The organism is Erwinia sp. PME.40.26/001 (genome assembly GCF_055556675.1).
The window spans coordinates 478,142-504,062 of the sequence record NZ_JBVHNP010000002.1 but is presented as its reverse complement, the minus strand read 5'-3'; the positions used below and the strand labels follow the sequence as shown (position 1 = coordinate 504,062).

The following is a 25,921-nucleotide window of genomic DNA, read 5'->3' as shown; positions in this document are numbered from 1 at the left end:
ACGTGGCTTAACCTCTCTTCCGTCGAAAACCTGGCGTATTCCGTTGTACGGTATTCTCCTGCAGGGGCATAACCACGCCGGCAAACTCTTTCATCACGCGTCGGTACACGTCGCGCTTAAAGGAGACCACCTGGCGAACCGGATACCAGAAACTCACCCACCGCCAGCCATCAAACTCTGGGGTACTGCTGGTTTGCATATTGATATCCGCGTCATTGCACATCAGCTGCAGAAGATACCACTTCTGTTTTTGGCCGATACAAACCGGCTTTGTGTCCCAACGCACCAAACGTTTTGGCAACTTATATCGTAACCAGTTACGGGTAGATGCAAGGATGCGGACATCCTTGCGGTTCAAACCGACTTCCTCGAAAAGTTCGCGGTACATCGCCTGCTCCGCCGTTTCCCCCGGGTTAATACCGCCCTGGGGGAACTGCCAGGAGTGCTGACCAAATCGTCTGGCCCACAGCACCTGTCCCTGCTTGTTACAAATTACGATACCAACATTCGGGCGGTAGCCATCATCATCGATCACCGGACTACCTCAAACTAAAACTGGATGTTCTGATTGTTTCATACTCCTTACAGACGGTAAACCACTGGTTTCAGGCGATGTGACGATGCCAGGCTGGGATAACTTGTCCATTTTGACAAAGTTATAAACAGAAACGCGGAGAAAAAGGCGATCTTATTCACGTTTTCTGTGGATAGCTTTGTGCAGAACTCTGTTAACAGATGGGGAAAACTTTCTGTCGCTGATAAAGCGCCGTTTTTTAAACTCAGAATAAACCCATATTAATCATTAGGTTTTGACGTTAATCACAGCATTTCCCCCGGCTGTCATCGCTTTGTCATCTGGCCCGGATCGTCAACTGGTGAAAGATCGAACGCTTACTACGTTATCCACAGAATATGCCGATTAGTTGGGCATGAAAACCGCAAAACGGGGTAAAAACCGTGCCGTCAAGGCTGTAAATGGAAACAGTATTATTGTAAAAGGGAAGTTATCCCACTTTTCTGTGGATAAGTACCCCGGTGATCCTGTTCATTGTCGGTGGCAACCCGGGTAAAACTACGGGAAGCAGGGTGAATTCGCGAGGATGAAGGAATAAAAAAACATGGTTTATCATGCTATTATTGGTGTTTTCCCCAGATGAGTAAGTCAGATTCCCTGTGTGGGCAAAACGCGGCTATTTTTTGAACAGAACTCAGGCTTTATGATGACTAACCCGTATCACATCGTTCCTCCTCCACAGGATGAAGAAGAATTGCTGGCTCGTGCCTCTGCGCTGGCCGGGTATACGCTCGGCGAACTGGCTCAGCAGATCTTATTGCCCGTGCCGCGCGATCTTAAGCGCGACAAAGGCTGGGTGGGGCTTCTGCTCGAACGTTATCTGGGTGCCAGCGCAGGCAGTAAACCCGAGCAGGACTTCGCCGGCATCGGCGTTGAGCTAAAAACCATCCCGGTAGATGCCGCCGGCCGCCCGCTGGAAACCACCTTTGTCTGCGTCGCCCCGCTGACCGGAAACAGCGGCGTCACCTGGCAGAACAGCCACGTACGCCATAAACTGACGCGAGTGCTGTGGATCCCGGTAGAAGGGGATCGTGCCATCCCGCTGGCGCAACGTCACGTGGGCGCTCCCCTGCTGTGGAGCCCCGACGCCAGCGAGGAACAGCGCCTGCAGCGCGACTGGGAAGAGTTGATGGATATGATCGTCTTAGGCCAGGTCGAACAGATCACCGCACGGCATGGAGAAGTACTGCAAATCCGCCCCAAGGCGGCTAACAGCAAGGCGCTGACGGAGGGCATCGGTCGTGATGGCCAGCCCATCATGACGCTCCCACGCGGCTTTTATCTGAAAAAAACCTTCACTGCACCGCTGCTGGCCCGGCATTTTCTTCTTTAAGAAATTGTCCTAAAGATTTTCCCACTGTCGTCAACCTTGCGTATAATCGTCGTTTAGCTTTCGTTTAAGTTTAAGGTGTGCTTTTAACATGTTTGAATGGATTGCCGATCCCAATGCCTGGCTCGCGCTGGGCACGCTAACGATCCTCGAGATTGTTCTCGGGATAGATAACATTATTTTCCTCTCGCTGGTCGTCGCCAAACTGCCGGCGCATCAGCAAAATACCGCCCGCCGTATTGGTCTGGCCGGTGCCATGTTAATGCGCCTTGGTCTGCTGGCCTCTATTGCCTGGGTTATTCGTCTGACCGACCCGCTGTTTACCCTGATGGATCACGCTTTCTCAGCCCGTGATCTGATCCTGCTGTTTGGTGGGCTGTTCCTGCTCTGGAAGTCGAGCATGGAGATCCATGAAACGATCGAGGGCGGAGGTGGCGAACACACGACGAAAGTGCATTCGTTTTTCGGGGCCATCGTGCAGATTATGGTGCTGGATATCATCTTCAGTCTGGACTCAGTGATCACTGCCGTCGGTCTTTCCGACCATCTGATTATCATGATGGCTGCCGTGGTGATTGCCGTACTGGTGATGATGTTTGCCGCCCGGGCTATCGGTGAGTTCGTTGACCGTCATCCGTCGGTAAAAATGCTGGCGCTGGCGTTCCTGATCCTGGTCGGCTTCACCCTGATGCTGGAAAGTTTCAGTATTCACATTCCAAAAGGCTATATCTACTTTGCTATGTTCTTCTCCATGGCCGTGGAATGCCTTAATCTGGCACGCAATAAAAAGCGTCCTCTGTAAAATTATCGCCCTGCCCGCCCGCACTGGCCGGGCAAGGTATAATGAGGTCAACATGTCAATGGTACGTTGTGCGCAACGTCTATTTTCAGACTCATACTATTATCGTTACAGGGAAATTAGTTTATTACTACACTGATACCGGTTGAGTAATGAAGAGGGGAGAAAAGTATGAAGTGGATTTTGGGTGCAGCAGTCGTCGGCCTGGCCGTGTTAACGTCCGGATGCAGCAGCGACTACGTCATGGCGACCAAAGAAGGCAAGATGATTATGACCGACGGTAAGCCGCAGATCGATAAAGAGACCGGCCTGGTGAAATATACGGACGATAGCGGTCACGAAAAGCAGATCAACGGTGACGAAGTCTCATCGATTGTTGAGCGTTAAGCGCCCGTTGCCACCTGACCCACGCGGTAAAGGTGGCTCTCTGTAGCACTTCCCGATAAATCCCCCCTTCCCCCGCCCGTTCAGCACGGTTATAGTCAAAAACCGGGTTTTCGGTGCGACACGTGCCAGTCCCAGGCAAAAAGCCCCTGTTGCGGACGCCCTGATGTCCCTGACCTTTGAATAATGAAAAAGGAAGCCGGCAATGCATTATCACCGTATCCCCCACAGCACCCTGGAAGTCAGTTCTCTGGGGTTGGGCACCATGACGTTTGGTGAGCAAAACAGCGAAGCCGACGCCCATGCACAACTGGATTATGCCCTGAGCCGCGGCATCAACCTGATTGATACAGCCGAGATGTATCCTGTCCCGCCCCGCCCGGAAACGCAGGGCCTGACCGAGCAGTATATCGGCAGCTGGCTGGCAGCACGCGGTAATCGCGACAAGATTATCCTCGCCTCTAAAGTCTCCGGGCCAATTCGTGGCGCTGATGCCTCCATCCGTCCGGGCCAGGCACTGGATCGCAAAAATATACGCAGCGCGCTGGATGCCAGCCTGAAGCGGCTGAATACCGATTATCTCGATCTGTATCAGCTGCACTGGCCGCAGCGCCAGACCAACTGTTTTGGCAAGCTGAACTATGAGTACACCGACAGCGCAGCGACCGTGACGCTACTGGAAACACTGGAGGCGCTGGCTGAGCAGGTGCGTGCCGGTAAAATCCGCTATATCGGCGTGTCGAACGAAACGCCGTGGGGCGTGATGCGTTATCTGCAGCTGGCGGAGAAACATGAACTGCCGCGTATCGTCAGCATCCAGAATCCCTACAGCCTGCTGAATCGCAGCTTTGAAGTCGGTCTGGCTGAAATCAGCCAGCATGAAGGCGTCGAACTGCTGGCCTATTCCAGTCTGGCTTTTGGCACACTGAGTGGGAAATACCTTAACGGCGCGCAGCCGACCGGGGCGCGTAACACCCTGTTCAGTCGTTTCAAGCGCTACAGCAGCGAACAGTCTGTCGGGGCTATTACCGAGTATGTCGCGCTGGCGAAGCAGCACGGACTGGATCCGTCGCAGATGGCACTGGCCTTTGTACGCCAGCAGCCGTTTGTCGCCAGCACCTTACTGGGGGCAACCACGCTGGAACAGTTAAAAATGAACATCGACAGCTACGATCTGACGCTGAATGAAGAGGTACTGGAAGGGCTGGAAGCGATCCATCGTCGCTTTACCTATCCGGCCCCTTAATTCGACGGCTACCGCCAGGGCAGCCATATGCCCTGGCGTTACCCTCGTCACAACTCAGAGCCGGGCAGTGACTTTCCGTTTCTGCGCCAGCTGCCAGCCCCACAGTACCGCAATCGCCAGCGCAAACAGCGCACCGAAGCCGACGCCCGTCGCCACCGGCGGAGCACCGAACTTAATCGCCAGCGTATAGAGCCCGAGCATCAGCAGCATCGCGGTATTTTCACCGAGGTTCTGTACGGCGACCGCATTGCCTGTCCCGACCGTGTCTTTCCCACGCATCTGCAACAGCGCATTCAGCGGTACGACAAAGAAGCCGCCGAGCATGCCGATAATTATCAGCAGTACGTAGGCATTGAGGGCCTGATGCTGGAGCGAGAAGGCCAGCACCGCCACGCCAATCAGCACGCCTGCAGGCATACAGCGCCCGACAGTTTTCAGCGTGACCAGCTTCGCCGCGGCAATCGCCCCGAATACGATACCGATGGCCACCATGGCGTTCAGCAGCGTCGGCGTTTTATTATCGCTGATACCCAGCGCGACCGGCACCCAGAGTACCAGCAGGAAACGCAGGGTCACACCGGCCCCCCAGAACAGACTGGTGCCCACCAGGGAAAAACGCGTTTCGCCATCGCGCCATAACGTGCCGCAGGCGCGGAAGAAGCTGGCAGACATGCGGGCCGGGTGCCAGGACTGGCCGCCGCGCGCTGCATCCAGCTTAGGGATCAGCACATTTGCTGCCACCGCCAGCGCATAAGCCAGCACGCAGGCGGCGAGGGCGGCCGTCAGATTCCAGTCAGCCAGGAACCCCCCGGCCACCGAACCCAGCAATATAGCGGCAATGGTCGAGGATTCCATCATGCCGTTGGCCTTTACCAACGTTTCTCCGCCGGTCAGTTCGCCCAGAATGCCATACTTCGCTGGCGAATAAGCCGCAGCGCCAATGCCCACCAGGCTGTAACCGAGGAACGGATCAAATCCGAAGCAGATCACCAGGGCCCCCAGCAGCTTAAGGGCGTTAGCAAACATCATTACCCGCCCTTTCGCAAAGCTGTCCGCCAGCTGGCCGACAAACGGGGCCAGAATGATGTAGGTGGCAACAAACATCATCTGCAACACCGGCTGACTCCACTCCGGGTAAACCAGCGACTTCATCACGGCCAGGGTGGCAAACAGCAGCGCATTATCGCCAAACGCGGAGAAGAACTGCGCGCCAATCACCGCCATCATGCCCTTAGACATCAGCGGCTGGCCGCTTACCTGAGAAGTGCTCATGCCTGATCCTCCGGTTTTTCTGCCATTTCACGCAGCGTGACAAAGTCGGGTTTACCGCTGCCCAGCAGCGGCAGCTGTGACAGAACGCGGATATCGCGTGGGACAGCCAGATCCGGGCTGCCCAGCTCACGGGCGGCGCGGGTCAGCTGTTCGCGGGTCAGCTGCGGGTCGGTGGTAAACAGTACCAACGCCTCACCGCGATTGCCGTCCGGTTTAAGGGTAGCCGCGTGCTGCTTGTCTTCCGATGCTTTGCGGGCAATCGTTTCGACGATCTCCAGGGAGACCATCTCCCCGGCAATTTTGGCAAAACGCTTCACACGTCCCTGAATCTGACAGAACCCACCTTCATCAAAACTGACGATATCACCGGTATCATACCAGCCCGCTTCCATCTGCCCTTCGCCATTATCCGCTTGTGGGGCTTCCAGCACGCCAGGCCGCTCGACGCGCAGATAGCCTTTCATTATATTCGGACCCCGTAACTGCAGCAGGCCACCGTTTTCGATACCCGGTACGGCAATCAGACGCGAATCCATGCCCGGCAGGATGCGCCCGACGGTATGTGTTTTGGCCGCCATCGGCACGTTAATGGCCACCACCGGCGCACATTCGGTAACGCCGTAGCCCTCGAGGATGCGGATGCCATATTTTTCCATCCACAGTTCGCGCGTCTGCTCCTGCAGTTTTTCTGCCCCGGCTACTACGTAACGCAGACGGGCAAAATCATATGGACTGGCAAAACGCGCATAGTTACCAAGGAAGGTCGACGTGCCGAACAGTACGGTACAGTTACGGTCATAAACCAGCTCCGGCACAATGCGGTAATGCAGCGGGCTGGGATAAAGAAACACCTGTGCCCCGGTCATCAGCGGAGTCAACAGCCCGACCGTCAGGCCGAAGGCGTGGAACAGAGGCAGTGCCGACATAAACCGGTCGCGCGGGGTAAAATCTGCGATGGTGCGGATCTGCTCCACGTTCGCCAGCAGGCTTTTATGTGAATGAACGACGCCTTTCGGATGACCTTCTGAGCCGGAGGTAAACAGCACCATCGCCGCATCTTCCGGCTGCTGTGCTACTTCGGCCTGCGCAGGCATCAGCAGGTGTCGCAGGATCCACAGCTTATCCTGAAAAGTGACGGTCTCTTTCAGATCTTCCAGATAGACCCACTGCACCTGCGGAATGCCCTCCGGCAAGTGCCACAGCTTGCCCTTGTCGAGGAACTGGCGTGAGGTAAACACCGTTTTCACTTCGGCGGCGCTCAGGGCACTGGTCAGCCCTTTCACCCCGGCGGTGTAGTTCAGCATCGCCGGGATGCGCCCCCGCATCGATGCCCCGAGAATGGCCGCCGCCGTGACGGTGGCATTCGGCAGCAGCAGGCCGACAGACTCACCCGGCTGACTGTAGCGCTCCAGAATACGACCGACGCCCAGCGCCTTTTTCAACAACCCGGTATAGCTGTCGGGTTTAAAACTGACATCTTCCACACAGGGCTTAAACAGCCCGTAGCGGGTGCGGGCGGAAAGAAACGCCTGATACAGGGTTTCACGCGGACGCACCGCCATGCGGGCTTCCATCATAATATGGTGAAGGTGCTCCCCCGCCAGACGTCGGCGATCGCGTGCGCGCGGGGCTTCCGGCATCGGGATGGTGGTCGCAGGCAGAACGGTCAGGGTGATGCGCGGGAACAGGCGTCGTTTAAACACCCCCGCCAGGCGGCCAAACGGCGTGTATTCGGCACCTTCAATACGCAACGGCACCACGGTCGCCTGAGATTTTGCAGCGACGAAGCCCGCCCCGTCATAAATTTTCATCAGCGACCCGGTGACGGTGATACGTCCTTCCGGGAAGATCACTACAGGACGGCCGGTGCCGATCAGCCGCACCAGATGCTTGATAGACATGGGTTTTGTCGGGTCAAGCGGAACGAAATCGATCAGGGGACGCAGCAGACGCATGTACCACTGCTCACTGATAGAGGAGTAAACGGCGAACACCGGTTTCACCGGCAGGAACACCGCCAGCAGGATGCCATCAATAAATGACATATGATTAGGGGTAATCAGCACCTTCTCTTTGTACAGCCCTGAGAGTTCACCCGTCAGACGGGTACGAAAGAGTATGCGAAAAAGAACGCGAAAGAATGTAAACAACATGCCGACTCCATAGCGGATCACAATTGTCTCTAACGATGCAGGATATGACAGCCCAACTCAATATGTGACTGAGTATAAATAGAGAAAAAGCAGCAAAAAAAGTAAATCATCGTCCTAGACTAAAATCATCCGTGTCGTGCCGGTCAGGACTGTGAAAAATCACAGCGCTGACAATGATATTCACGTTTTTTAAAACACCGGGAGTCAAAAATCACGAATAAATAATGCAATACATTGCAAAAAAAAGCGTAATACACCAGAAAAATCGGAAAAACCAATAAAAGAAGAAAATATAAAAAATTAATTCTCACCCAACAAAAAAAGAATATAGCATTATTACGATTGCACAGAAAAACTTAATGCCGTCTAATTACGTCATTGGATCTAAAAGCTGTTAAAAATAGTCTCACGTTTAAATTAATGGATCTTTCACATTGATTTAAACTCAGACATTAACATAATGAAATAAACGATGAAAACGCCGAACAGCAATCAAATTTAGCACCGTATCAGGCACAAGTCAGGATAAGTTCTTTACGATGATTTAGCAGGCAAAAGAAGCTGGCATCGATCCTTATGTCTCTTCTCTCCAGTTCCGTAAAGACTTCAATCACTGGTGCCAGGAAAATAGAATGGATCTCCGGGCCTCCTGAAATCTTCAGGCTGGGGCAGTATCGGGTCTTTCCTTTACTAGTCGATGCAAATGCCTCTTAAGTAAAGATAACGCATGACATTCTGTATACACGTACAGGCTTTTAATTAACCTATGGGTAATAAAATGAAAACGTTAAGCATTAATGAAATAAACCTTGTCTCAGGGGCTGGATGGCAAGATTTTGCAAAATTCCTGTCAGTGCATAAAGCGTTGAATCTGGATCCGTTGTACGCACCAGCAGCAAAAGTTGAGTTTCTAAAATGGTGTAAAGAGATCAGCCTTGATCCTATATGTACTGCGCGTGATAACGGTTGGACACTCTGATTTAACCTGAAATGCCTCAGGCCACAGACTTCTGTGGCCTGATATACTGAATAGCCTGCTTCAGGGCGTCCACCCCCCTCCCAGGGCCACCATCAACTGCACGCTGGTTACCCACTGTGTACTCTGCAACGTCAACATACTCTGCTGCTGGTTCAGACTGGTATTCTCCGTCGTAGCGACATCCAGATAATCAATCATTCCGGCCTGATACTGATTCACCGTCACCCACGCTGATGTCTGCGCTGAAGCGGCTGCCCGCTCCTGTGCCTGCATTTCAGCCTCAAAGGTACGTAGCGCCACCAGGGCGTTTTCCACCTCTTCAAAGGCGGACAGCACGGTCTGTCGATAGCTGGCGACATCTGCATCATAGGCGGCTCTTGCCTGCTCCACCTTCGACGAGGTGGCACCAAAATCCAGCAGCGTGCCGCTCAGTTCTGGCCCCAGCGACCAGACGCGATTAGGTAAGGTCAGCAGATGACGAAAGCTGGAGCCCGTATACCCCGCGCTGGCGCTAAGCGTCAGATCCGGGAAATAACCGGCAATCGCCACCCCCACCGCCGCATTCGCCGCCGCCACGGTACGCTCCGCCTGAGCAATATCAGGACGGCGCTGAAGCAAATCCGCAGGCAGTGCAGGAGGAATAGCAGGCAACGTGGCCTGCAACGGTGCTACCGCCAGGCTGAATGCTGCCGGGGGTTGCCCGATCAGTACGGCAATCGCATGTTCCAGCTGAGCACGCTGCCAGCTGAGATCCAGCGCTGAAGCGCGCGCGCTCTCCAGTTGGGTTTCCGCCTGGGCCAGGGTACCACGCGATTCACTGCCCGCCTGATACTTGTTGTTAATGACCGTCAGATAACGCTGATAAGCGGCCACGCTTTTCTCATACAGCGCAATGCGCTGGTCAAGGATACGCAGCTGAAAATAGTCCTGCGCCAGCGTCGACTGGGCGCTGAGCGTCATGTTCGCCAGCGCAGCGGCACTGGCACCGGCGCTGGCCTGGTTCTCTTCCAGCGTGCGGCGCAGTTTACCCCACAGATCCAGCTCCCAGGAGGCAGACGCCTCCAGCGAATGGCTGTTGCCCGCCGCATTCCCACTGTCGCTGCTGCTGGCAGTTCCGCTGCGCGTCGAACTGCCGGTTACCGTCACGGTCGGAAACAGGTCACTGCGCGATCCAGAGGCCAGCGCCAGCGCCTGACGATACTGCGCCTCATACTGTGCGACGTTCTGATTCGAAATACTTACCTGGCGCAGCAGTCGGTCGAGCGTGCTGTCATGATAAACCGCCCACCAGTCACCTTTGCTGACCTGATCCTGAGGTTCGGCCTGCTGCCAGCCTCTGGCTTCTTTGTAAGAGAGTGAAGACGGTACCGTCGGACGCTGATAGGCCGGCCCCAGGGTACAGCCGCTTACCAGCAATGCCAGCATAAGAGGAGAAAGTTTATTTTTCATTATCATCAGGTTAATCCGCATGACGCAGACGTTGCCACGCGTGTTTTGTGACAAGACCGACGCGGTCAAGACAGAGGTACACCACCGGGGTGGTGAACAGCGTAAGTAACTGGCTCAGAGCAAGTCCTCCGGCAATGGCCAGCCCCAGCGGGCTGCGCAGGTCGGCATCACCGCCGCTGCCGAGCGCCAGCGGTAAAGCGCCAAAGAACGCGGCCAGGGTGGTCATCATGATGGGCCGGAAACGCATCAGACAGGCCTGGGTGATCGCCTGCTGCGGGCTCATCCCCTGCTTACGCTCGGCGGCCAGGGCAAAATCAACCATCATGATGGCGTTCTTTTTCACAATACCTGCCAGCAGCAGAATGCCGATCAGTGCGATCACCGTCAGCTCTGTCCCGGTCAGCATCATCAGCAACAGCGCACCAACCCCGGCAGAGGGGAGCGTAGAGAGGATCGTCAGCGGATGAAGATAACTTTCATACAGCATTCCCAGCACGATATAGACGGCGGCCAGCGCGGCAAGGATTAACCACGGCATCGACGCACTCAGCTCGGCAAAGGCCTGTGCCGTTCCGGAAAACCCCGCCTGAATGGTATCCGGCAGGCCGATTTTTGCCATCGCGTTTTTCACTGCCACCTGCGCCTGTTCCAGCGAGGCCCCGTCCGTCAGGTTAAAGGCAAAGGTACTGGTGGCCGACTGACCCTGGTGATTAACGGACAGCGGAGCATTGCTGCCGCTGATACTGGCAAAGGCCGACAGCGGGATACGTTCACCGCTGTCGTTAATGACCAGGAGCTTATTCAGGGTATCTGCATCGCGCGTCCATTCGGGGCTAAGAGACATCACCACATGATACTGGTTAAGGGTTTTGTACAGGGTGGCCACCTGCCGCTGGCTGAAGGCATTATTCAGCATGGCATCCAGCATCTGCACGTCCACACCCAGCCGCGTGGCGCGGTCGCGGTCAATATTGATCATCACCTCCTGTCCCCCGGTCTGCGCGTCGGAGTCGATGCTGGTCAGCAGCGGGATCTGTTCCAGCGCCGCCTTCACTTTCGGCGTCCAGATGCGCAGAGCATCAAGATTGTCCGCCTGCAGGCTGTACTGAAAGGAGGCATTGGCGCTGCGCCCGCCAATATGCAGATCCTGCGCTGCCATCAGAAACAGTGCCACACCCGGGATATTCCGTGTTTTACCGCTGAGGCGGTTCGCCACTTCGCTGGCATTAGCCTCGCGCTTATCGACGTCTTTCAGATGCACGAAGAACATCGCCGTATTCCGTGAGCCAAATGCCCCACTGCCCATCGAGGACATCACGCCATCCACCGCCGGATCGTTTTCGATCATCGCAGCAAAGGCTTTAACTTTCAGCTCCATCGCCTGAAAGGACACATTCTGGTCGGCACGCAGCATCCCCATCAGCAGGCCGGTATCCTGATTCGGGAAGAACCCTTTCTGCACCACCGAGTACAGAAACAGGTTGAGGATCACCGTCAGCAGCAGGCTGAACATCGTCAGGCGCTGATGGCGCATGACCCAATCCAGGGCGACGGCATAGCCCGCCAGTAGGTGATTCAGACCCTTTTCAATCCCCTGATAAAGCGGGTGCGGACGCCTGGTCACCGCCGGTTTACGCTTCAGCAAACGCGAACAAAGCATCGGCGTCAGGCTGAGGGAGACCAGCATCGATATAATCAGCGAGGCGGTCAGCGTGACGGCAAATTCGCGGAACAGACGGCCAACGATGCTGCCCATCAGAAGGATCGGGATAAACACCGCCACCAGCGATAGCGTCATCGACAGCACGGTGAAACTCACCTCCTGCGCACCTTTGACTGAAGCGCGCACCGGACTGAGCCCCTCTTCGATATGGCGGGTAATGTTTTCCAGCACCACGATGGCATCATCCACGACAAACCCGGTGGCGATAATCAGCGCCATCAGCGACAGGTTATCCAGGCTGTAGCCGCACAGATACATCACGGCACAGGTCCCCGTCAGCGACACCGGCAGCGCCAACGCCGGGATAATCAGCGCGCGTATGTCGCGCAGAAAGATGAATACCACGCCAATTACCAGCAGCATGGCGATCAACAGCGTCTCTTCCGTTTCATAGAGCGAGGCGCGCACGTTGGGCGAACGGTCAACCACCATGGTCAGCTTGACGTCTGCGGGCAGATCTTTTTCTATCAGCGGCAGCTGGGCCTTAATACCGTCAATCGTTTCCAGCATATTGGCCCCGGCTGAACGGGTAACGCCGATAGTGACCGACGGCGAACCGTTATAGAACCCGGCGCTGTAGCGGTCCTCTACCCCATCATAAACGTGGGCGACATCGTTCAGGCGGATCGCGCGGCCATTGCGCCAGGCGATGACCAGGCTACGGTACTGACTGGCCTGGTCAAGCTGCCCGTTGCCATCCACCATCCAGGACTGGTTTTTTCCCTCCAGTCTCCCTTTCGGCAGGCTGGTGGTGCTGCCAGCAATCGCTTCCCGTACGCGGTCCAGCGAGATGCCGTACTGACTTAACTGCTGCGGTTGCAGATCAATGCGCACGGCAGGCAGGGCGCTGCCGCGCAGGGAGACGTCCCCGACCCCGTTGACCTGAGCGACTTTCTGCTTAATTTTACTGTCAGCCAGATCGTACAGCTCAGCACTGGTTCGGGTGGTGGACGACAGCGCCATCATCAACACCGGCGCATCAGACGGGTTCGCCTTCTGATACGTTGGCAGTGACGGCATGCTGGTGGGCAACAGGCTGCGTGCCGCGTTGATCGCGGCCTGCACGTCGCGGGCGGCACCATTGATATCGCGATTGAGGGCAAATTGCAGAATAATATTGGTTGAGCCCTGCGAACTCTCCGATGTCATTTCAGAGATACCGGCAATTTGCCCCAGCGCACGCTCCAGCGGCGTCGCTACCGTGGCAGCCATCGTTTCCGGGCTGGCACCGGGCAGTTCTGCCGACACCATGATGGTCGGAAAATCCACGGTTGGCAGCGGGGCCACTGGCAGCAGGCGATAGCCCAGCGCCCCCAGTAACACCAGGGCCAGCGTCAACACCAGCGTGGCCACCGGACGAAAAATAAACAGGCGGGGCAGACTCATTCACGCCCCCGTGCGGCCTGACGGCGCAGATAGCGTTTCATACGCTGTGACACGCCGTCAAACCACAGGTAGATCACCGGGGTGGAGAACAGCGTCAGCACCTGGCTGAAGATCAGACCGCCCACGATCACCAGCCCCAGCGGCTGGCGCAGCTCCGCCCCCGAGCCGGAGGCCAGCATCAGCGGCAGCGCACCCAGTAGCGCCGCCATGGTGGTCATCAGGATCGGACGGAAGCGCTGAAGACAGGCCTGGTGGATCGCCTCTCGCGGACCGAGGTGCTGCGTTTTAACTGCCTCCAGGGCAAAGTCGATCATCATAATGGCGTTCTTTTTGACTATGCCAATCAGCAGGATCACTCCGATAAGCGCGATCAGGCTAAATTCCGTGCCGGCCAGCATTAACGTCAGCAGAGCGCCCACCGCCGCCGAGGGCAACGTTGACAGAATGGTCACCGGATGTATAAAGCTCTCGTAGAGGATCCCCAGCACCCCATACATGGTCAGCAGCGCGGCGAGGATCAGCCACAGCGTATTCCCGGTGGCACGCTGAAAGGCTGCGGCTTCCCCCTGGTAGCGCAGCGTCACCGACGGCGGCACCGCCAGCGAGGCCGAGACCTCGCTTACCGCCTGTTGTGCCTGCTCCAGTGAATAGCCGTCACTCAGATTGAACGAGATCGTCACCGCCGGGAACTGGTTCAGACGCATATGCACCAGCGAACCGGTACGCAGGTGAATACTTGCCACCGAGGTCAGTTTGACCATCCCGCTGGCCGAACTGCGGGTCGTGGAGGCGCTGTCAGTTGTTGACGTCGCGGTGCTGCTGTCGGCTGACGGTTGCAGCCAGATATCGTCGAACGAGGCCGGAGACTGCCGGAATGCCGGTGCCACCTCCAGCACAACGCGATACTGATTCGACTGGGTAAATATCGTCGAAATCAGACGCTGGCCGAAGGCGTTATACAGTGCCGTATCAACGTCGGAGGCCGTGATGCCGAAGCGCGCGGCGGCATCACGGTTGAGTTCGACATAGGCCACCTGTCCCTGGTCCTGTAAATTACTGACCACCGAGCTGAATTCGGGACGCTGACGCAGCGCACTGACCAGCTTCGGTGACCAGGTCACCAGGTTCTGGCTGTCCGCATCATCCAGCGTTAGCTGGTAGCGGTCCGGCGTGACCTGGTCGTTAACCGTCAGATCCTGTGCGGATTGCAGATAAAGCGCGATGCCCGGCACGCCCGCCGTCGCCTGCCGGAGCTGCGCGATGACGCTATCCGCGCGTTCGCCCCGCTGGTCAAACGGTTTAAGGTTAATCAGCAGGCGGCCACTGTTGAGGCTGGTATTGCTGCCATCAATGCCTACCGTCGAGGAGAGGCTCCCGACGGCCGGATTTTGCAAAATCATCGCCGCCAGCTGCTGCTGCCGCCGCGACATCTCTTTAAATGACACATCCTGCGAGGCCACCGTTACCCCCTGGATCAGTCCGGTATCCTGGGCCGGGAAGAAGCCTTTCGGCACCAGCAGATAGAGCAGCACAGTAAGGATCAGCGTGGCCAGCGACACCAGCAGTGTCAGACGCTGATGGTTGAGAACGACGGTCAGCAGGCGATCGTACCCGGCCACCAGCCGGTCAAAAAACTCGCCGCCCTTACGATAGAAGCACGTCTGGCGATTTTCAGGAACCGGGCGCAACAGTGTCGCACACAGCATCGGTGTCAGCGTCAGCGACACCAGCAGGGAAACGAGGATCGACACCGCCAGCGTGATGGCAAATTCGCGAAAGAGCCGCCCGACGACATCCCCCATAAACAACAGCGGGATCAGCACCGCAATCAGGGAAAAAGTCAGAGAAATAAGGGTAAAGCCGATCTGGGCCGAGCCTTTCAGCGCCGCTTCCAGCGGGCTTTCCCCCTTTTCCAGACGGCGGGAAATGTTCTCCACTACCACGATGGCATCGTCAATCACAAAGCCAGTGGCAACGGTCAGGGCCATCAGCGAGAGATTATTCAGGCTGAAACCAGCCAGGTACATCACCCCAAAGGTGCCGACCAGCGACAGCGGTACGGTTACGCTGGGGATCAGCGTGGCCGCCACGTTGCGCAGGAACAGGAACGTCACCATGACCACCAGCGCAATCGACAGCATCAACTCAAACTGCACATCGCTGATGGAGGCGCGAATGGTCTGGGTGCGGTCAGAGAGTATCCTCACCCGAACCCCGTCCGGCATTGCCGCCTGTAACGCCGGCAGCTGTGCTTTAATACTGTCCACCACTGAGATAACGTTCGCCCCGGGCTGGCGCTGCACGCTGATAACAATCGCCGGCTGATTGTCAGCCCACGCCGACTGCCAGGTATTCTCTGCGGCTTCTTCGATATGCGCCAGGTCGCGCAGGCGCAGCGCCGCCCCGTTTTTCCAGGTAAGGATCAGATTGCCGTATTCCGCGGCGGTGCGTAGCTGGTCATTGGCATCAATGGTCACTGAGTGGTACTGGCCGTCAAACCCGCCCTTCGAGCCGTTAACGTTGCTGTTACCGATCAGCGTATTCACGTCTTCCAGCGTCAGGCCGTGTGCCGCCAGTGCTTTCGGGTCCATCTGCAGGCGGATGGCCGGCTGGTGGCCCCCCGCCAGCGTCACCATACCGACCCCGGAAATCTGCGACAGCTTCAGGGCAATACGGGTGTTTACCAGGTCCTGAACCCGGGTCAGGGGCAGCGTATCCGAGCTGGCGGCCAGAGTGATCACCGCACTGTCTGCCGGATTAACCTTCTTATAGGTCGGCGGATTAGGCAGGTCGTCAGGGAGCAGGCTGTCGGCGGCGTTGATTGCCGCCTGCACTTCCTGTTCGGCCACGTCCAGCGACAGGTCGAGCGAGAATTTCAGTGAGATCACTGACGATCCGCTGGCGCTGCTGGAGGACATCTGGCTCAGACCGGACATCTGTCCGAGCTGGCGTTCCAGAGGGGCCGTTACCGATGAAGCCATGACGTCCGGGCTGGCACCGGGATAGAGCGTGGTGACCTGAATGGTCGGGTAGTCCACCTGCGGCAGCGCCGAGGTGGAGAGCGTGCGGTAAGCAAAAATACCGGAAATCAGCACGCCCATCATCAGCAGGATAGTGGCCACCGGGCGTTCGATAAAAATGCGCGACGGATTCATTGCGCTTTCTTACCGGCGCTGGCGGCAGCCGTCTCTTCCGCGGTCACCACGGCGACTTTACTGCCGTCGGACAGACGGTCTATCCCTTCCGTCACTACCCGCTCCCCGGCGCTGACGCCCTGCAGGATCGCCTGACGGTCACTGCCAAAGATCGGCCCGGTGGTCACCGCTTTACGGCTTACTGTGCTGTCCTTATTCACCACATAGACAAAACTGCCATCGCTGCTCAGCTGCAGGGCCTGAGCAGGGATCACCGTAACCTGTTTGAGGGTGCCGGTTTGCAGACGCAGATTCACAAACTGATTCGGATACAGCGCCTCATCCCCGTTGGCAAACAGCGCTTTCAGCTCCACCGAGCCGGTGCTGGTGTCGATCTGGTTACTGATATACTGCACCGCCCCCTGCGCCAGCGCGCGGCTGCCCTGCTGATCAAAAGCGGTCGCAGGCAGCGTCCGGTCATGGTGCAGGGCGGCCAGCAGCGTCGGGATATGGCTCTGGGGCAGGCTAAAGGTGACCGCTGCAGGCTGCGTCTGGGTAATGGTCACCAGCCCGGTGGTCGAACTGCTCTGTACCTGATTACCGGCGTCCACCAGGCGCAGGCCCACCCGCCCGCCGATCGGGGCGGTAATACGGGCATATTCAATATTGAGTTTTGCCGCGTCAATCTGCGCCCGATCCGCTGTCACCGCACCGCGGTACTGGCCGACGGTGGCGGTCTGGGTATCGAGATCCTGGCGCGCCAGCGAGTCCTGAGCATACAGTTTCTGATAGCGCGCCAGCGTCAGCTGCGCACTTCTCAGCAGCGCCTGATTCTGATTAAGCTCGCCCTGATACTGCGCCAGCGTCGCCTGATAGCTGCGCGGGTCAATCTGTGCCAGCAACTCCCCCGCCGCCACTTTCTGCCCCTCTTTGAAGTAGACGTGTACCAGCTGCCCCTCCACCCGGCTGGTGACGGTCACCGTTGCATTCGGGATCACCGTTCCCAGCGCATCGAGATAAACCGGCACATCGGCCTGCACCACCGTACCGGTATGCACAGGCGTGGTCATTCCCGCCGTCTTTCCCGGCCCGCCCGGCCCCCGCATACCGCCGGGTGTACCCGTGGCGGAATGCCCCTGCGGCCAGAAATGCCAGATCAGTGCGACAGCAATCAGCAGCATAATCAGGCAGAGAAACTGAGTTCGCCGGGAGTGAGGTTTCTTCGGTAGGTTCGCGATCATGGGGTTAACGTCTTCAGGATGCAGTAAAAAGAGAACTGCGCTGACAGGTCCAGCGCAGTTGGGATTTAACGTCGGTCAGACCTGGCTGACCGGCGGCACCATCAATACTTGTTGATAGTAATTCCCATTATCATCTAATTATCTGCGGAGGTTCTATACGAGGGGCGTAAGGTTTTCGTAAGAACTGCAATATTCACTCTGTTTTCATCACGATTTCCAGCCACCTCCCAGTGCCTTATACAGCGTTATCTGCTGGTTGAGCTGTCCCAGGCGCGTGGTGATCAGCGACTGCTGTGAGGCATACAGTGAGCGCTGCGCCACCAGCACGTTAAGATAGTTGTCCACGCCTTCACGGTAGCGCACGTCTGCGAAGCTGAAATTACGCTGGTTTGCCGCCTCATCCAACTGCCGTGCTTTTAGCTCATCCTGATAGGTTTCCTGTCCTGCCAGCGCGTCCCCCACCTCTTTAAATGCCGTCTGAATGGTTTTTTCATAGTCTGCAATTTCAATGCGTTTTTGCAGTTTGGCGATATCCAGATTGGCCATATTCACCCCGCCGTCGAAGATCGGCAGGTTGATACCCGGGCCAAACGACCAGGCCGCCGTTCCGCCAGAGAGCAGATGACTGAAGGTACTGGAGGTGGAGCCCCCCGCCGCGGTGAGCGAGATGCTGGGAAAGAAGGCGGCGCGCGCCGCCCCGATGTTGGCATTGGCCGCTTTCAGCGTATGTTCTGCGGCGATGATATCCGGGCGGCGCGTCAGCAGATCGGACGGGAGTCCGGCCGGCGTCGGCGGGAAGTGCCACGCCTTTTGTAAATGTGCCCCCGCCAGTAAATCCGGCGGGAGTTCGGTGCCCACCAGCAGCCTGAGGGCGTTAACGTCCTGTCGCACCTGACGACTGTAGCTGGCGATGTCGGCCTGTGCTGCCCGCACCGAGGTTTCGGCCTGCACAAGGTCCTGCTCGCTGGCCACGCCGCCGTCATAACTGCGTTTGGTCAGATCGTAGGAATCCTGCTGACTCTTCGCCGTATCCTGCGCCAGCTTCAGCAGTGCATTATCCGCACAGAGCGAAAGATAGCCCGAGGCCACTTCGGCAATCAGGCTGATCTGCGTAGCCCGCTGCGTGGCCGCGCTGGCCAGCCAGGCTTCCAGCGCCTGATCGCGCAGGCTGCGCAGCCGACCGAAGAAGTCCAGTTCCCACGCCGTTACGCCCAGGCTGGTATTCATCTGCCGGTAGGTAACCGGCCCACTGCTTTTCGTACTGTAGAGGTTACCCGGCAGATGCGTCACGTCATCACTGCCGTTGAAGTCAACGGAGGGCATCAGCGCCGCACGGTCAATCTGCACCTGTGAACGCGCCACTTCGACGTTAAGCGCCGCCACGCGCAGATCGCGGTTATTGGCCAGCGCACTGGCGATCAACCGGTGCATTACCGGATCGGTAAAGAAGTTCTGCCAGCGGATATCCGCACCGTTGCCGGCAAGGGGGTTATTCTGGTCATAATGCGCGGCCACCGGCAGGGCCGGACGCTGATAGTCCGGCTCCATCGTACAGCCTGCCAGTATGACTGCCAGTGGTAACATCCCCAGAGAAAAAGCGTTACGCATCATGTTCTTCGACCTCAGTTTTCGATTTTCTTTTACCAGCAAAATGCTGCGCAACCGCAACGTAAAACATCGGGACAAAGAAGATAGCGAGGAAGGTAGCGGTGATCATCCCGCCCACCACGGCTGTCCCGATGGAGTGCTGGCTACCGGCACCTGCCCCGTGTGAGATGGTGAGCGGCATCACGCCGAGCACAAAGGCCATCGACGTCATGATGATCGGCCGGATACGCAGTCTGGCCGCCTCCATCGCCGCATCCACCAGCCCTTTACCTTCGTTCTCATGCAGATCCTTGGCGAACTCAACAATCAGAATGGCGTTCTTTGCCGCCAGCCCGACGGTGGTCAGCAGCCCCACCTGGAAGAAAACATCATTTTCCAGCCCGCGCAGCAGCACGGCCAGAATCGTCCCCAGCACGCCCATCGGTACCACCATCAGCACCGAGAATGGGATCGACCAGCTCTCATACAGCGCGGCGAGGCAGAGGAAGACCATCAGGATGGAAATGGTATACAGCGCAGGCGTTTGTGAGCCCGACATCTGTTCCTCATAGGACAGGCCGTGCCACTGCACGCTGAAGCCTTTGGGCAGTCTGGCAGCGATCTCATTGACCGCTTTGACCGCCTCACCGGAGCTGTAGCCGGGAGCCGGGGAGCCCATAATTTCGACCGCCGACACGCCGTTGAAACGTTCATAGCGTGGCGAACCGTATTCCCATTTACCGCTGCCAAACGCCGAGAACGGCACCATGTCACCGCTGGCGTTGCGGAAGTACCACTTGTCCAGATCTTCCGGGGTGACGCGGGAACCCGCATTCCCCTGCACGTAGACTTTCTTCACGCGGCCGTTGTAAATAAACTGATTCACATAATTGGAACCCCAGGCGGTGGAGAGCGTGTCGTTGATATCTTCCAGGTTCAGGCCCAGCGCCCTTGCCCGCTCATCGTCAATGATCAGATGGTACTGCGGTTCATCCTCCATGCCGTTGGGTCGGGTGGCGAACAGCCGTTTGTCTTTTGCCGCCATCGCGAGGAACTGATTTCTCGCCGCCATCAGCGCCGCGTGGCCCTGGTTATTCACATCCTGCAGGAAGAAGTCAAAGCCGGTCGCATTGCCCAGCTCCATGACCGCAGGCGGCACCAGGGCAAACACTTTGGCATCCTTCAGGGAGGCAAAGTGCGCCATGGTTCGCTGTGCCAGTTTGGCCACCGACTGGTTACTGTTGCGCTGATCCCAGGGTTTTAGCAGAACGAAAGACATGGCGGTATTTTCCCCACGTCCGGCAAAGCTGAATCCGTTCGGTGAAAACACGGATCTGACTTCCGGTTCATTTTTCAGCAGCCAGCCGCCAATGTTATTCAGTACCTCCTGTGTGCGTTCGCTGGAAGCATTGGCCGGCAGCGTTACCTGCACCATCATGACCCCCTGATCCTCATCCGGCAGGAATGAAGTGGGTACGCGCGTGAACAGATAGCCGGTGGCCACCACGATGCCCAGATAGATCAGCAGGAACAGATAGCGCCTGGAGATCACCACCCCAACGCTGCGGGTGTAGCGCAGCGTGCCGGCATCAAACTTACGGTTAAACCAGCCAGCCATCCCGGTGTTTTTATGTTCGGCGGAGCTGGCTTTCAGTAAGGTGGCACACAGCGCCGGGGTAAAGATCATCGCCATCAGCACGGAGAGTGCCATCGCCGACACGATGGTGATCGAAAACTGGCGGTAAATCACACCGGTAGAACCACTAAAGAAGGCCATCGGCAGCAGTACCGCCGACAGGACGAGGGCAATACCCAGCAGGGCGCCCTGGATCTGCTGCATGGATTTTATGGTGGCCGCTTTCGGGTCGAGTCCCTCGTCGTGCATTACACGCTCGACGTTTTCTACCACCACGATGGCGTCATCCACCAGCAGGCCGATGGCCAGCACCATGCCGAACATCGTCAGAATGTTGATGGTGTAACCGCAAGCCGCGAGAATACCGAAGGTGCCCAGCAGGACGACCGGCACGACCATGGTGGTGATCAGCGTCGCCCGCAGGTTTTGTAAAAACAGCAACATAACCAGGAACACCAAAACGATCGCCTCAACCAGGGTCTTTACCACCTCTTTAATCGAGGCGCTGACGACCGGCGAGGTATCGTAGGGGAAGTTCACTTTCACCCCTTCGGGCAGGAAGGGTTTGATGCCGTTGACAGTTTTGCGCACGTTGTTGATCGCATCCAGCACGTTACCGCCGCTGGCGAGACGCAGCGCAATCCCCACCGAGGGCTCACCGTTGTAGGTGGCCGAGATGCTGTAATCCTGCGGCCCCAGATCGATGCCACCCACATCACGCAGGCGCACCTGAGAGCCATCAGGGTTGACCTTCAGCAGGATATTTTTAAACTGCTCCACCGACTGCAAACGCGTTTTGCCCACCACGGTAGCGCTGAATCGGGCTCCATTCACCGTCGGCAAGCCGGCCAGCTTACCGCTGGAGACCTGCACGTTCTGCTGACTGATGGCCGTTGTAATATCGCTGGGGACCAGCTGGTATTTATACAGTTTTGCCGGGTCCAGCCAGATACGCATTCCGTATTCTGACCCCATCACCATAAAGTCACCCACGCCGTTACTGCGGGCGATCGGGTCCTGTAATTTCGACACCATCAGGTCAGCAAGATCGCCGTTGCTCAGGTTAGGATTACTCGATGTCAGCCCGACAACCAGCATAAAGTTGGACTGGTATTTACGGATATTAATCCCCTGATTAACCACTTCAGTCGGTAGCTGTGACTCGGCCAGCGAGACCTTATTCTGCACCTGAACCTGAGCGATATCCGGATCGGTACCCTGGTTGAAGGTGACGATAATCGTGGCGCTGCCGTCACTGTTGCTCTGCGATTCGATATAGCGCAGGTGATCCAGCCCGTTAAGCTGCTGTTCAATAACCTGCACCACCGTATTCTGTGTGGTTTCTGCGCTGGCACCAGGGTAGGCGACCTGGACCGAAATCGCCGGCGGCGCGATATTCGGATACTGGTTCACAGGCAGGCTGAGAATCGACAGCCCCCCGACCAGCATCACCACAATGGCAATCACCCAGGCAAAAATAGGGCGTTCAATAAAAAATTTAGACATCCACGTTTCCTTTACTTACTGAGCCGACGGGTCGGCGGTGGTCAGATTTGCCTTTGATGCTTCCGGCCTCTGACTCTCACTGGCGCTGGTTGATACCCGCGATCCCGGATGAACGCTCTGCAGGCCGTTGACCACGACCCTGTCGCCCGACTTCAGACCGGCATTCACCAGCCATTTGTTGCCCAGCATCTGGCCCGTGACGATCTGCTGCTCGGTGATACGGTTTTTCGCATCTACCAGATAGACATACGGCCGACCTTTGGTGTCGTGCATAATCGACTCCTGCGGTACCAGAATGCCCTGCTCTGCCACGCCCTGGGGGAAGCTGGCGTGAACAAACATCCCCGGCAGAAGATTGCGCTGCGGGTTGGGGAAGGCGGCACGCATGGTGACGCTGCCGGTACTTTCATCTACCGTCACTTCGGAGAACTCCAGTCGCCCCTCCAGTGGGTAGGGAGAACCGTCCTCCAGCGTGAGCGTCACCGCTGCCGCATTGTCTCCGGCTTTTTTCATCTGCCCGTTTGCCAGCGCGCGGCGCTGTGCCAGCAGATCGAGCGACGACTCGCTGACGTCCACATAGATCGGGTCAAGCTGCTGGATCAGACTCATGTAGCTGCTCTGGCCGTTCGTTACCAGTGCCCCCTCCGTGGCGAGGGAGCGACCGATATGCCCGGTGATGGGTGCCCGGACATGGGTGTAGTTCAGATTGACCCGCGCTGTTTCCACATCCGCCCTCGCCTCACGAGCCGTGGCAACAGCATCATCGTAAGTCTGCTGACTGATGGCATGGGCGGCAGCCAGCGGTTTGTAGCGTGCAGCGACTTTATCCGCGTTAATCAGGGTAGCCATGGCTTTATCGTAGGTCGCCTGATAGCTCGCCGGGTCGATCTGATAGAGAGGCTGTCCGGCTTTGACCTCGCTCCCCTCTTTAAACAGGCGTTTCAGCACGATACCGCTGACCTGCGGGCGCACTTCTGCCGTGCGCACCGCCGTAGTCCGGCCGGGCAACTGAGTGAACAGGGTAACGGCTTCGCTTTTCAGCGTGCTGACCCCCACATTAACCGGCACATCGCCGGAAGGTGCCGCTGTCTGGTCACAGGCAGACAGCACAAAAACTAAACTCGCGGAAAGGATCCTTAAGCGCATGGTGAAGTCTCAATTAGAATGATTTAAATTAATAACGAGAGTGATTATTCTCATAAAAGAAAAGCATTATAGCGGGGGCAAAAATCTGGCTTGTTAAGTGTCTGCTAAGTTTTCTATCGAAACGCGACGAGTAAACCGGTCGTGCTGTTCGCATCGACGGATGCCGCCCTGTTGCTCCCGCGATAACGGCTCTGACTAGCCCTGTGGTTCGATTCCTCTCCTCCTGAGTTCACGCCGTGCCAGCTCTTTCAGCCAGCAGGCAAGCGTCACATTTTCATTGTCCGTCAGCACCCTCAGCTGGTCATGGAGTTCAGGGTGAATGCGTAGCTGAAAAGCCGCTGAACGGCCGCCGGTTTTGGGCGTCCTGTCTTTAAGTTTCGGCATCATCGTCGGTTCCTGAAGGTGAAAAACGCCCCCTGCAGCGCTACCAACACCTCAGGGGGCTGACACGATGCAATGGAATGCGTACCGCACCGTGGTGGCATCACAGTAGCGCGATGGACGAGGTTTATTTTGCCGATTAGTGTATGTGGTAAGGAAAAGTTGTCAGCGAATTTCACCGCTGTAACAAGTCGGCAGGCAACAGAGGGCGTAAAGATAAAAAAACCCACGCATTAGCGTGGGTTAGCGGAAAAGCCTGTTGTATCAGCCCGGATGATAAATCGCATCCGGTGCAATGTTCATATGCTTGAGTACCGGGCCAATAATATTGCCAAAGACCGGTGCCGCCACCGAGCCGCCAAAGTGATCGCCCGCCGTCGGATGGTTGATCATAATCACCAGCGCCACCTGCGGATTGCTGGCTGGCGCTACGCCAGCGGTGTAGTTGATATAGCCGCCATCATATTTACCGCTGTCGCCCATTTTTTCTGCCGTCCCGGTTTTGATCGCCAGGCGGTAGCCCGGCACGGCGGCACGCACCCCACTCCCGCCGGGTAACGCATCACTTTCCATCATATGCACCACTTCACGCACGATCTCTTCATCGGCCACCCGTCGGCCCGAGACCGGCGGGGTGACTTTGGTAATAGAGAGCGGCCGGTAGATGCCAAAGGAGCCCAGCGTGGCGTATTCGCGGGCAATCTGCAGCGGCGTCACGCGCAGGCCATAGCCAAACGAGAAGGTGGCACGTTCAATATCTGCCCAGCGTTCACGGTGCAGCGGGAAGTAGCCCACGCTCTCGCCGGTCAGCCCCAGCCCGGTGGGTTTGCCCAGGCCAAAAGCATGATAGGTGTTCACCAGCACTTCGGCCGGCATTGCCAGTGCAATATGGGACACCCCGATATCACTGGATTTCTGCAGGATGCCGGTCATGGTCAGACGCGGCCAATGGCCGACATCGCGGATCAGGTGGCCGTTGACGCGATAAGGCGTGGTATCCAGCACCGAATCGGGGCGAACCAGCTTACGCTCCAGCCCTTCCATCACCACCAGCGGCTTGACGGTTGAGCCGGGTTCAAAACTGTCATTAATGGCGGTATTACGCATCTGCGCCGGAGAGACATCAACAAAATTGTTGGGGTTGAACGACGGATAGGAGGCCATTCCGAGGATCTCCCCGGTGTCGATCTTCACCAGTACTGCCGCCCCCGAGTCTGCCTTGTTAAGCAGCACGCCATCGCGCAGCTTACTGTACATGGTGTACTGGTCGAATTTATCAATACTAAGCTGTACCGTCGGCGGCTGCTGCGGCGGCTCATAGTTGATCATCGCGACAATGTTACCGCTGGCATCCTGACGATACTTCTCCACTCCCGGGGTGCCCTGCAGCAGCTTATCGAAGCCTTTTTCCAGCCCGGTCAGCCCGCTGTTATCCGCCCCCACAATGCCGAGCAGCGGCGCAGTGGCTTCGCTCATCGGATAGAAGCGGCTGTCGTTATACACGGTGCTGATGCCGGTCAGATGCAGTTTGACAATATCCTTCGCAATGCCCAGTTCCACCTTGCGCCCGAGATAGAGAAAGCGACGGTTGGGGTTCGCATTAATCTGCGCCGCCAGCTGCTCCGGGCGCTGCTCCAGCGCGTTGGCCAGATACTGCCATTTGGCGTTGGTAAAGTCCGGGTGTGCCTGCAGTACGCGCTGCGGATCCGCAATCACATCACGCGACGGAACGCTGAGGGCCAGGGCTTCACCGTTACGATCCAGCAGCGTACCCCGGTTGGTCGGCAGCGTCACGGTTCGCAGCGAACGCTCATCGGCCTGCTTTTCCAGCATCGGATGGTTGATCAGCTGTAAATCAGCGACCCTCGCCAGTAGCAGCACCAGGCAGACCACCACGCCCAGGCAAACGAGCCTGAAACGCACGGGGTTAAACGTCGGAGCTGACTGAGACTTTGCCAGGAATTTTTTTAACGGGGGCATGTGGGTTCCGGAACG

17 protein-coding genes are annotated in these 25,921 nt (G+C 57.2%); 5 read left to right on the top strand and 12 right to left on the bottom strand.

Translation table 11 applies throughout. The features are described from left to right. Window positions 1-7: 7 nt before the first annotated feature. A complete protein-coding gene (gene rppH / locus ACZ3HG_RS09790; protein ID WP_156286951.1) occupies window positions 8-535 on the bottom strand; it encodes an RNA pyrophosphohydrolase in 528 nt (175 codons plus the stop codon). 685 nt (window positions 536-1,220) lie between these two features. On the opposite strand from rppH, the gene mutH reads away from it, so the two are divergent. From mutH to ACZ3HG_RS09770, 4 genes are all read left to right on the top strand, one after another. Further along, window positions 1,221-1,907, top strand: coding sequence for a DNA mismatch repair endonuclease MutH (gene mutH / locus ACZ3HG_RS09785; protein WP_191934058.1), 687 nt, complete (start codon window positions 1,221-1,223; stop codon window positions 1,905-1,907). A gap of 88 nt (window positions 1,908-1,995) precedes the next feature. Then, the gene (locus ACZ3HG_RS09780) at window positions 1,996-2,706 is read left to right on the top strand and encodes a TerC family protein (RefSeq protein ID WP_191933937.1); all 711 of its coding nucleotides are present in this window, start codon (window positions 1,996-1,998) and stop codon (window positions 2,704-2,706) included. A 168-nt stretch (window positions 2,707-2,874) separates the two neighbouring features. Beyond that, window positions 2,875-3,090 carry a YgdI/YgdR family lipoprotein gene (locus tag ACZ3HG_RS09775; protein ID WP_191933936.1) on the top strand — a complete coding sequence of 72 codons (216 nt, stop codon included), beginning with the start codon at window positions 2,875-2,877 and terminating at the stop codon, window positions 3,088-3,090. A 202-nt stretch (window positions 3,091-3,292) separates the two neighbouring features. Beyond that, window positions 3,293-4,333: an NADP(H)-dependent aldo-keto reductase gene (locus ACZ3HG_RS09770; RefSeq protein WP_465332754.1), complete on the top strand. Its 1,041-nt coding sequence runs from the start codon at window positions 3,293-3,295 to the stop codon at window positions 4,331-4,333. Window positions 4,334-4,387: 54 nt separating this feature from the next. Here ACZ3HG_RS09770 and lplT read toward each other — a convergent pair whose 3' ends face one another. After that, a complete protein-coding gene (gene lplT / locus ACZ3HG_RS09765; RefSeq protein ID WP_191933934.1) occupies window positions 4,388-5,605 on the bottom strand; it encodes a lysophospholipid transporter LplT in 1,218 nt (405 codons plus the stop codon). Continuing rightward, window positions 5,602-7,758, bottom strand: a complete 2,157-nt coding sequence (aas, locus tag ACZ3HG_RS09760; RefSeq protein ID WP_465332753.1) for a bifunctional acyl-ACP--phospholipid O-acyltransferase/long-chain-fatty-acid--ACP ligase — start codon at window positions 7,756-7,758, stop codon at window positions 5,602-5,604. The genes lplT and aas overlap by 4 nt, the downstream gene beginning before the upstream one ends. A 778-nt stretch (window positions 7,759-8,536) precedes the next feature. Between aas and ACZ3HG_RS09755 the strand changes: the two genes are divergently transcribed. Beyond that, on the top strand, window positions 8,537-8,737 hold the full coding sequence (locus ACZ3HG_RS09755; RefSeq protein WP_465332752.1) for a hypothetical protein: 201 nt from the start codon (window positions 8,537-8,539) through the stop codon (window positions 8,735-8,737). A 60-nt stretch (window positions 8,738-8,797) separates the two neighbouring features. Here the strand turns inward: ACZ3HG_RS09755 and ACZ3HG_RS09750 are convergent, their stop codons facing one another. The 9 genes from ACZ3HG_RS09750 to ACZ3HG_RS09710 all read right to left on the bottom strand — a co-directional run bounded on the left by ACZ3HG_RS09750 (window position 8,798) and on the right by ACZ3HG_RS09710 (window position 25,906). Further along, a complete protein-coding gene (locus tag ACZ3HG_RS09750) occupies window positions 8,798-10,186 on the bottom strand; it encodes an efflux transporter outer membrane subunit (RefSeq protein ID WP_465332751.1) in 1,389 nt (462 codons plus the stop codon). A gap of 10 nt (window positions 10,187-10,196) precedes the next feature. After that, window positions 10,197-13,295: an efflux RND transporter permease subunit gene (locus ACZ3HG_RS09745; protein WP_465332750.1), complete on the bottom strand. Its 3,099-nt coding sequence runs from the start codon at window positions 13,293-13,295 to the stop codon at window positions 10,197-10,199. Next, window positions 13,292-16,450, bottom strand: coding sequence for an efflux RND transporter permease subunit (locus ACZ3HG_RS09740; RefSeq protein WP_465332749.1), 3,159 nt, complete (start codon window positions 16,448-16,450; stop codon window positions 13,292-13,294). The genes ACZ3HG_RS09745 and ACZ3HG_RS09740 overlap by 4 nt, the downstream gene beginning before the upstream one ends. Further along, window positions 16,447-17,670, bottom strand: coding sequence for an MdtA/MuxA family multidrug efflux RND transporter periplasmic adaptor subunit (locus ACZ3HG_RS09735; protein ID WP_465332748.1), 1,224 nt, complete (start codon window positions 17,668-17,670; stop codon window positions 16,447-16,449). The genes ACZ3HG_RS09740 and ACZ3HG_RS09735 overlap by 4 nt, the downstream gene beginning before the upstream one ends. 207 nt (window positions 17,671-17,877) lie before the next feature. Next, the gene (locus tag ACZ3HG_RS09730) at window positions 17,878-19,281 is read right to left on the bottom strand and encodes an efflux transporter outer membrane subunit (RefSeq protein WP_274604363.1); all 1,404 of its coding nucleotides are present in this window, start codon (window positions 19,279-19,281) and stop codon (window positions 17,878-17,880) included. Next, window positions 19,271-22,399, bottom strand: a complete 3,129-nt coding sequence (locus ACZ3HG_RS09725) for an efflux RND transporter permease subunit (RefSeq protein WP_465332747.1) — start codon at window positions 22,397-22,399, stop codon at window positions 19,271-19,273. Before ACZ3HG_RS09725 ends, ACZ3HG_RS09730 begins: the two co-directional genes overlap by 11 nt. A gap of 15 nt (window positions 22,400-22,414) precedes the next feature. Then, window positions 22,415-23,545, bottom strand: a complete 1,131-nt coding sequence (locus tag ACZ3HG_RS09720) for an efflux RND transporter periplasmic adaptor subunit (RefSeq protein WP_465332746.1) — start codon at window positions 23,543-23,545, stop codon at window positions 22,415-22,417. 195 nt (window positions 23,546-23,740) lie between these two features. Continuing rightward, a complete protein-coding gene (locus tag ACZ3HG_RS09715) occupies window positions 23,741-23,929 on the bottom strand; it encodes a toxin-antitoxin system HicB family antitoxin (RefSeq protein WP_191934056.1) in 189 nt (62 codons plus the stop codon). A gap of 261 nt (window positions 23,930-24,190) precedes the next feature. Further along, window positions 24,191-25,906, bottom strand: coding sequence for a penicillin-binding transpeptidase domain-containing protein (locus ACZ3HG_RS09710; RefSeq protein WP_191933926.1), 1,716 nt, complete (start codon window positions 25,904-25,906; stop codon window positions 24,191-24,193). Window positions 25,907-25,921: the final 15 nt, after the last annotated feature.

Excerpts from the sequence above, each read along its gene's own strand:
- mutH (WP_191934058.1), top strand. The coding sequence starts at position 1,221 with ATGACTAACCCGTATCACATCGTTCCTCCTCCACAGGATGAAGAAGAA.
- ACZ3HG_RS09780 (WP_191933937.1), top strand. The coding sequence starts at position 1,996 with ATGTTTGAATGGATTGCCGATCCCAATGCCTGGCTCGCGCTGGGCACG.
- ACZ3HG_RS09775 (WP_191933936.1), top strand. The coding sequence starts at position 2,875 with ATGAAGTGGATTTTGGGTGCAGCAGTCGTCGGCCTGGCCGTGTTAACG.
- ACZ3HG_RS09770 (WP_465332754.1), top strand. The coding sequence starts at position 3,293 with ATGCATTATCACCGTATCCCCCACAGCACCCTGGAAGTCAGTTCTCTG.
- lplT (WP_191933934.1), bottom strand. The coding sequence starts at position 5,605 with ATGAGCACTTCTCAGGTAAGCGGCCAGCCGCTGATGTCTAAGGGCATG.
- aas (WP_465332753.1), bottom strand. The coding sequence starts at position 7,758 with ATGTTGTTTACATTCTTTCGCGTTCTTTTTCGCATACTCTTTCGTACC.
- ACZ3HG_RS09755 (WP_465332752.1), top strand. The coding sequence starts at position 8,537 with ATGAAAACGTTAAGCATTAATGAAATAAACCTTGTCTCAGGGGCTGGA.
- ACZ3HG_RS09750 (WP_465332751.1), bottom strand. The coding sequence starts at position 10,186 with ATGAAAAATAAACTTTCTCCTCTTATGCTGGCATTGCTGGTAAGCGGC.
- ACZ3HG_RS09745 (WP_465332750.1), bottom strand. The coding sequence starts at position 13,295 with ATGAGTCTGCCCCGCCTGTTTATTTTTCGTCCGGTGGCCACGCTGGTG.
- ACZ3HG_RS09740 (WP_465332749.1), bottom strand. The coding sequence starts at position 16,450 with ATGAATCCGTCGCGCATTTTTATCGAACGCCCGGTGGCCACTATCCTG.
- ACZ3HG_RS09735 (WP_465332748.1), bottom strand. The coding sequence starts at position 17,670 with ATGATCGCGAACCTACCGAAGAAACCTCACTCCCGGCGAACTCAGTTT.
- ACZ3HG_RS09730 (WP_274604363.1), bottom strand. The coding sequence starts at position 19,281 with ATGATGCGTAACGCTTTTTCTCTGGGGATGTTACCACTGGCAGTCATA.
- ACZ3HG_RS09725 (WP_465332747.1), bottom strand. The coding sequence starts at position 22,399 with ATGTCTAAATTTTTTATTGAACGCCCTATTTTTGCCTGGGTGATTGCC.
- ACZ3HG_RS09720 (WP_465332746.1), bottom strand. The coding sequence starts at position 23,545 with ATGCGCTTAAGGATCCTTTCCGCGAGTTTAGTTTTTGTGCTGTCTGCC.
- ACZ3HG_RS09715 (WP_191934056.1), bottom strand. The coding sequence starts at position 23,929 with ATGCCGAAACTTAAAGACAGGACGCCCAAAACCGGCGGCCGTTCAGCG.
- ACZ3HG_RS09710 (WP_191933926.1), bottom strand. The coding sequence starts at position 25,906 with ATGCCCCCGTTAAAAAAATTCCTGGCAAAGTCTCAGTCAGCTCCGACG.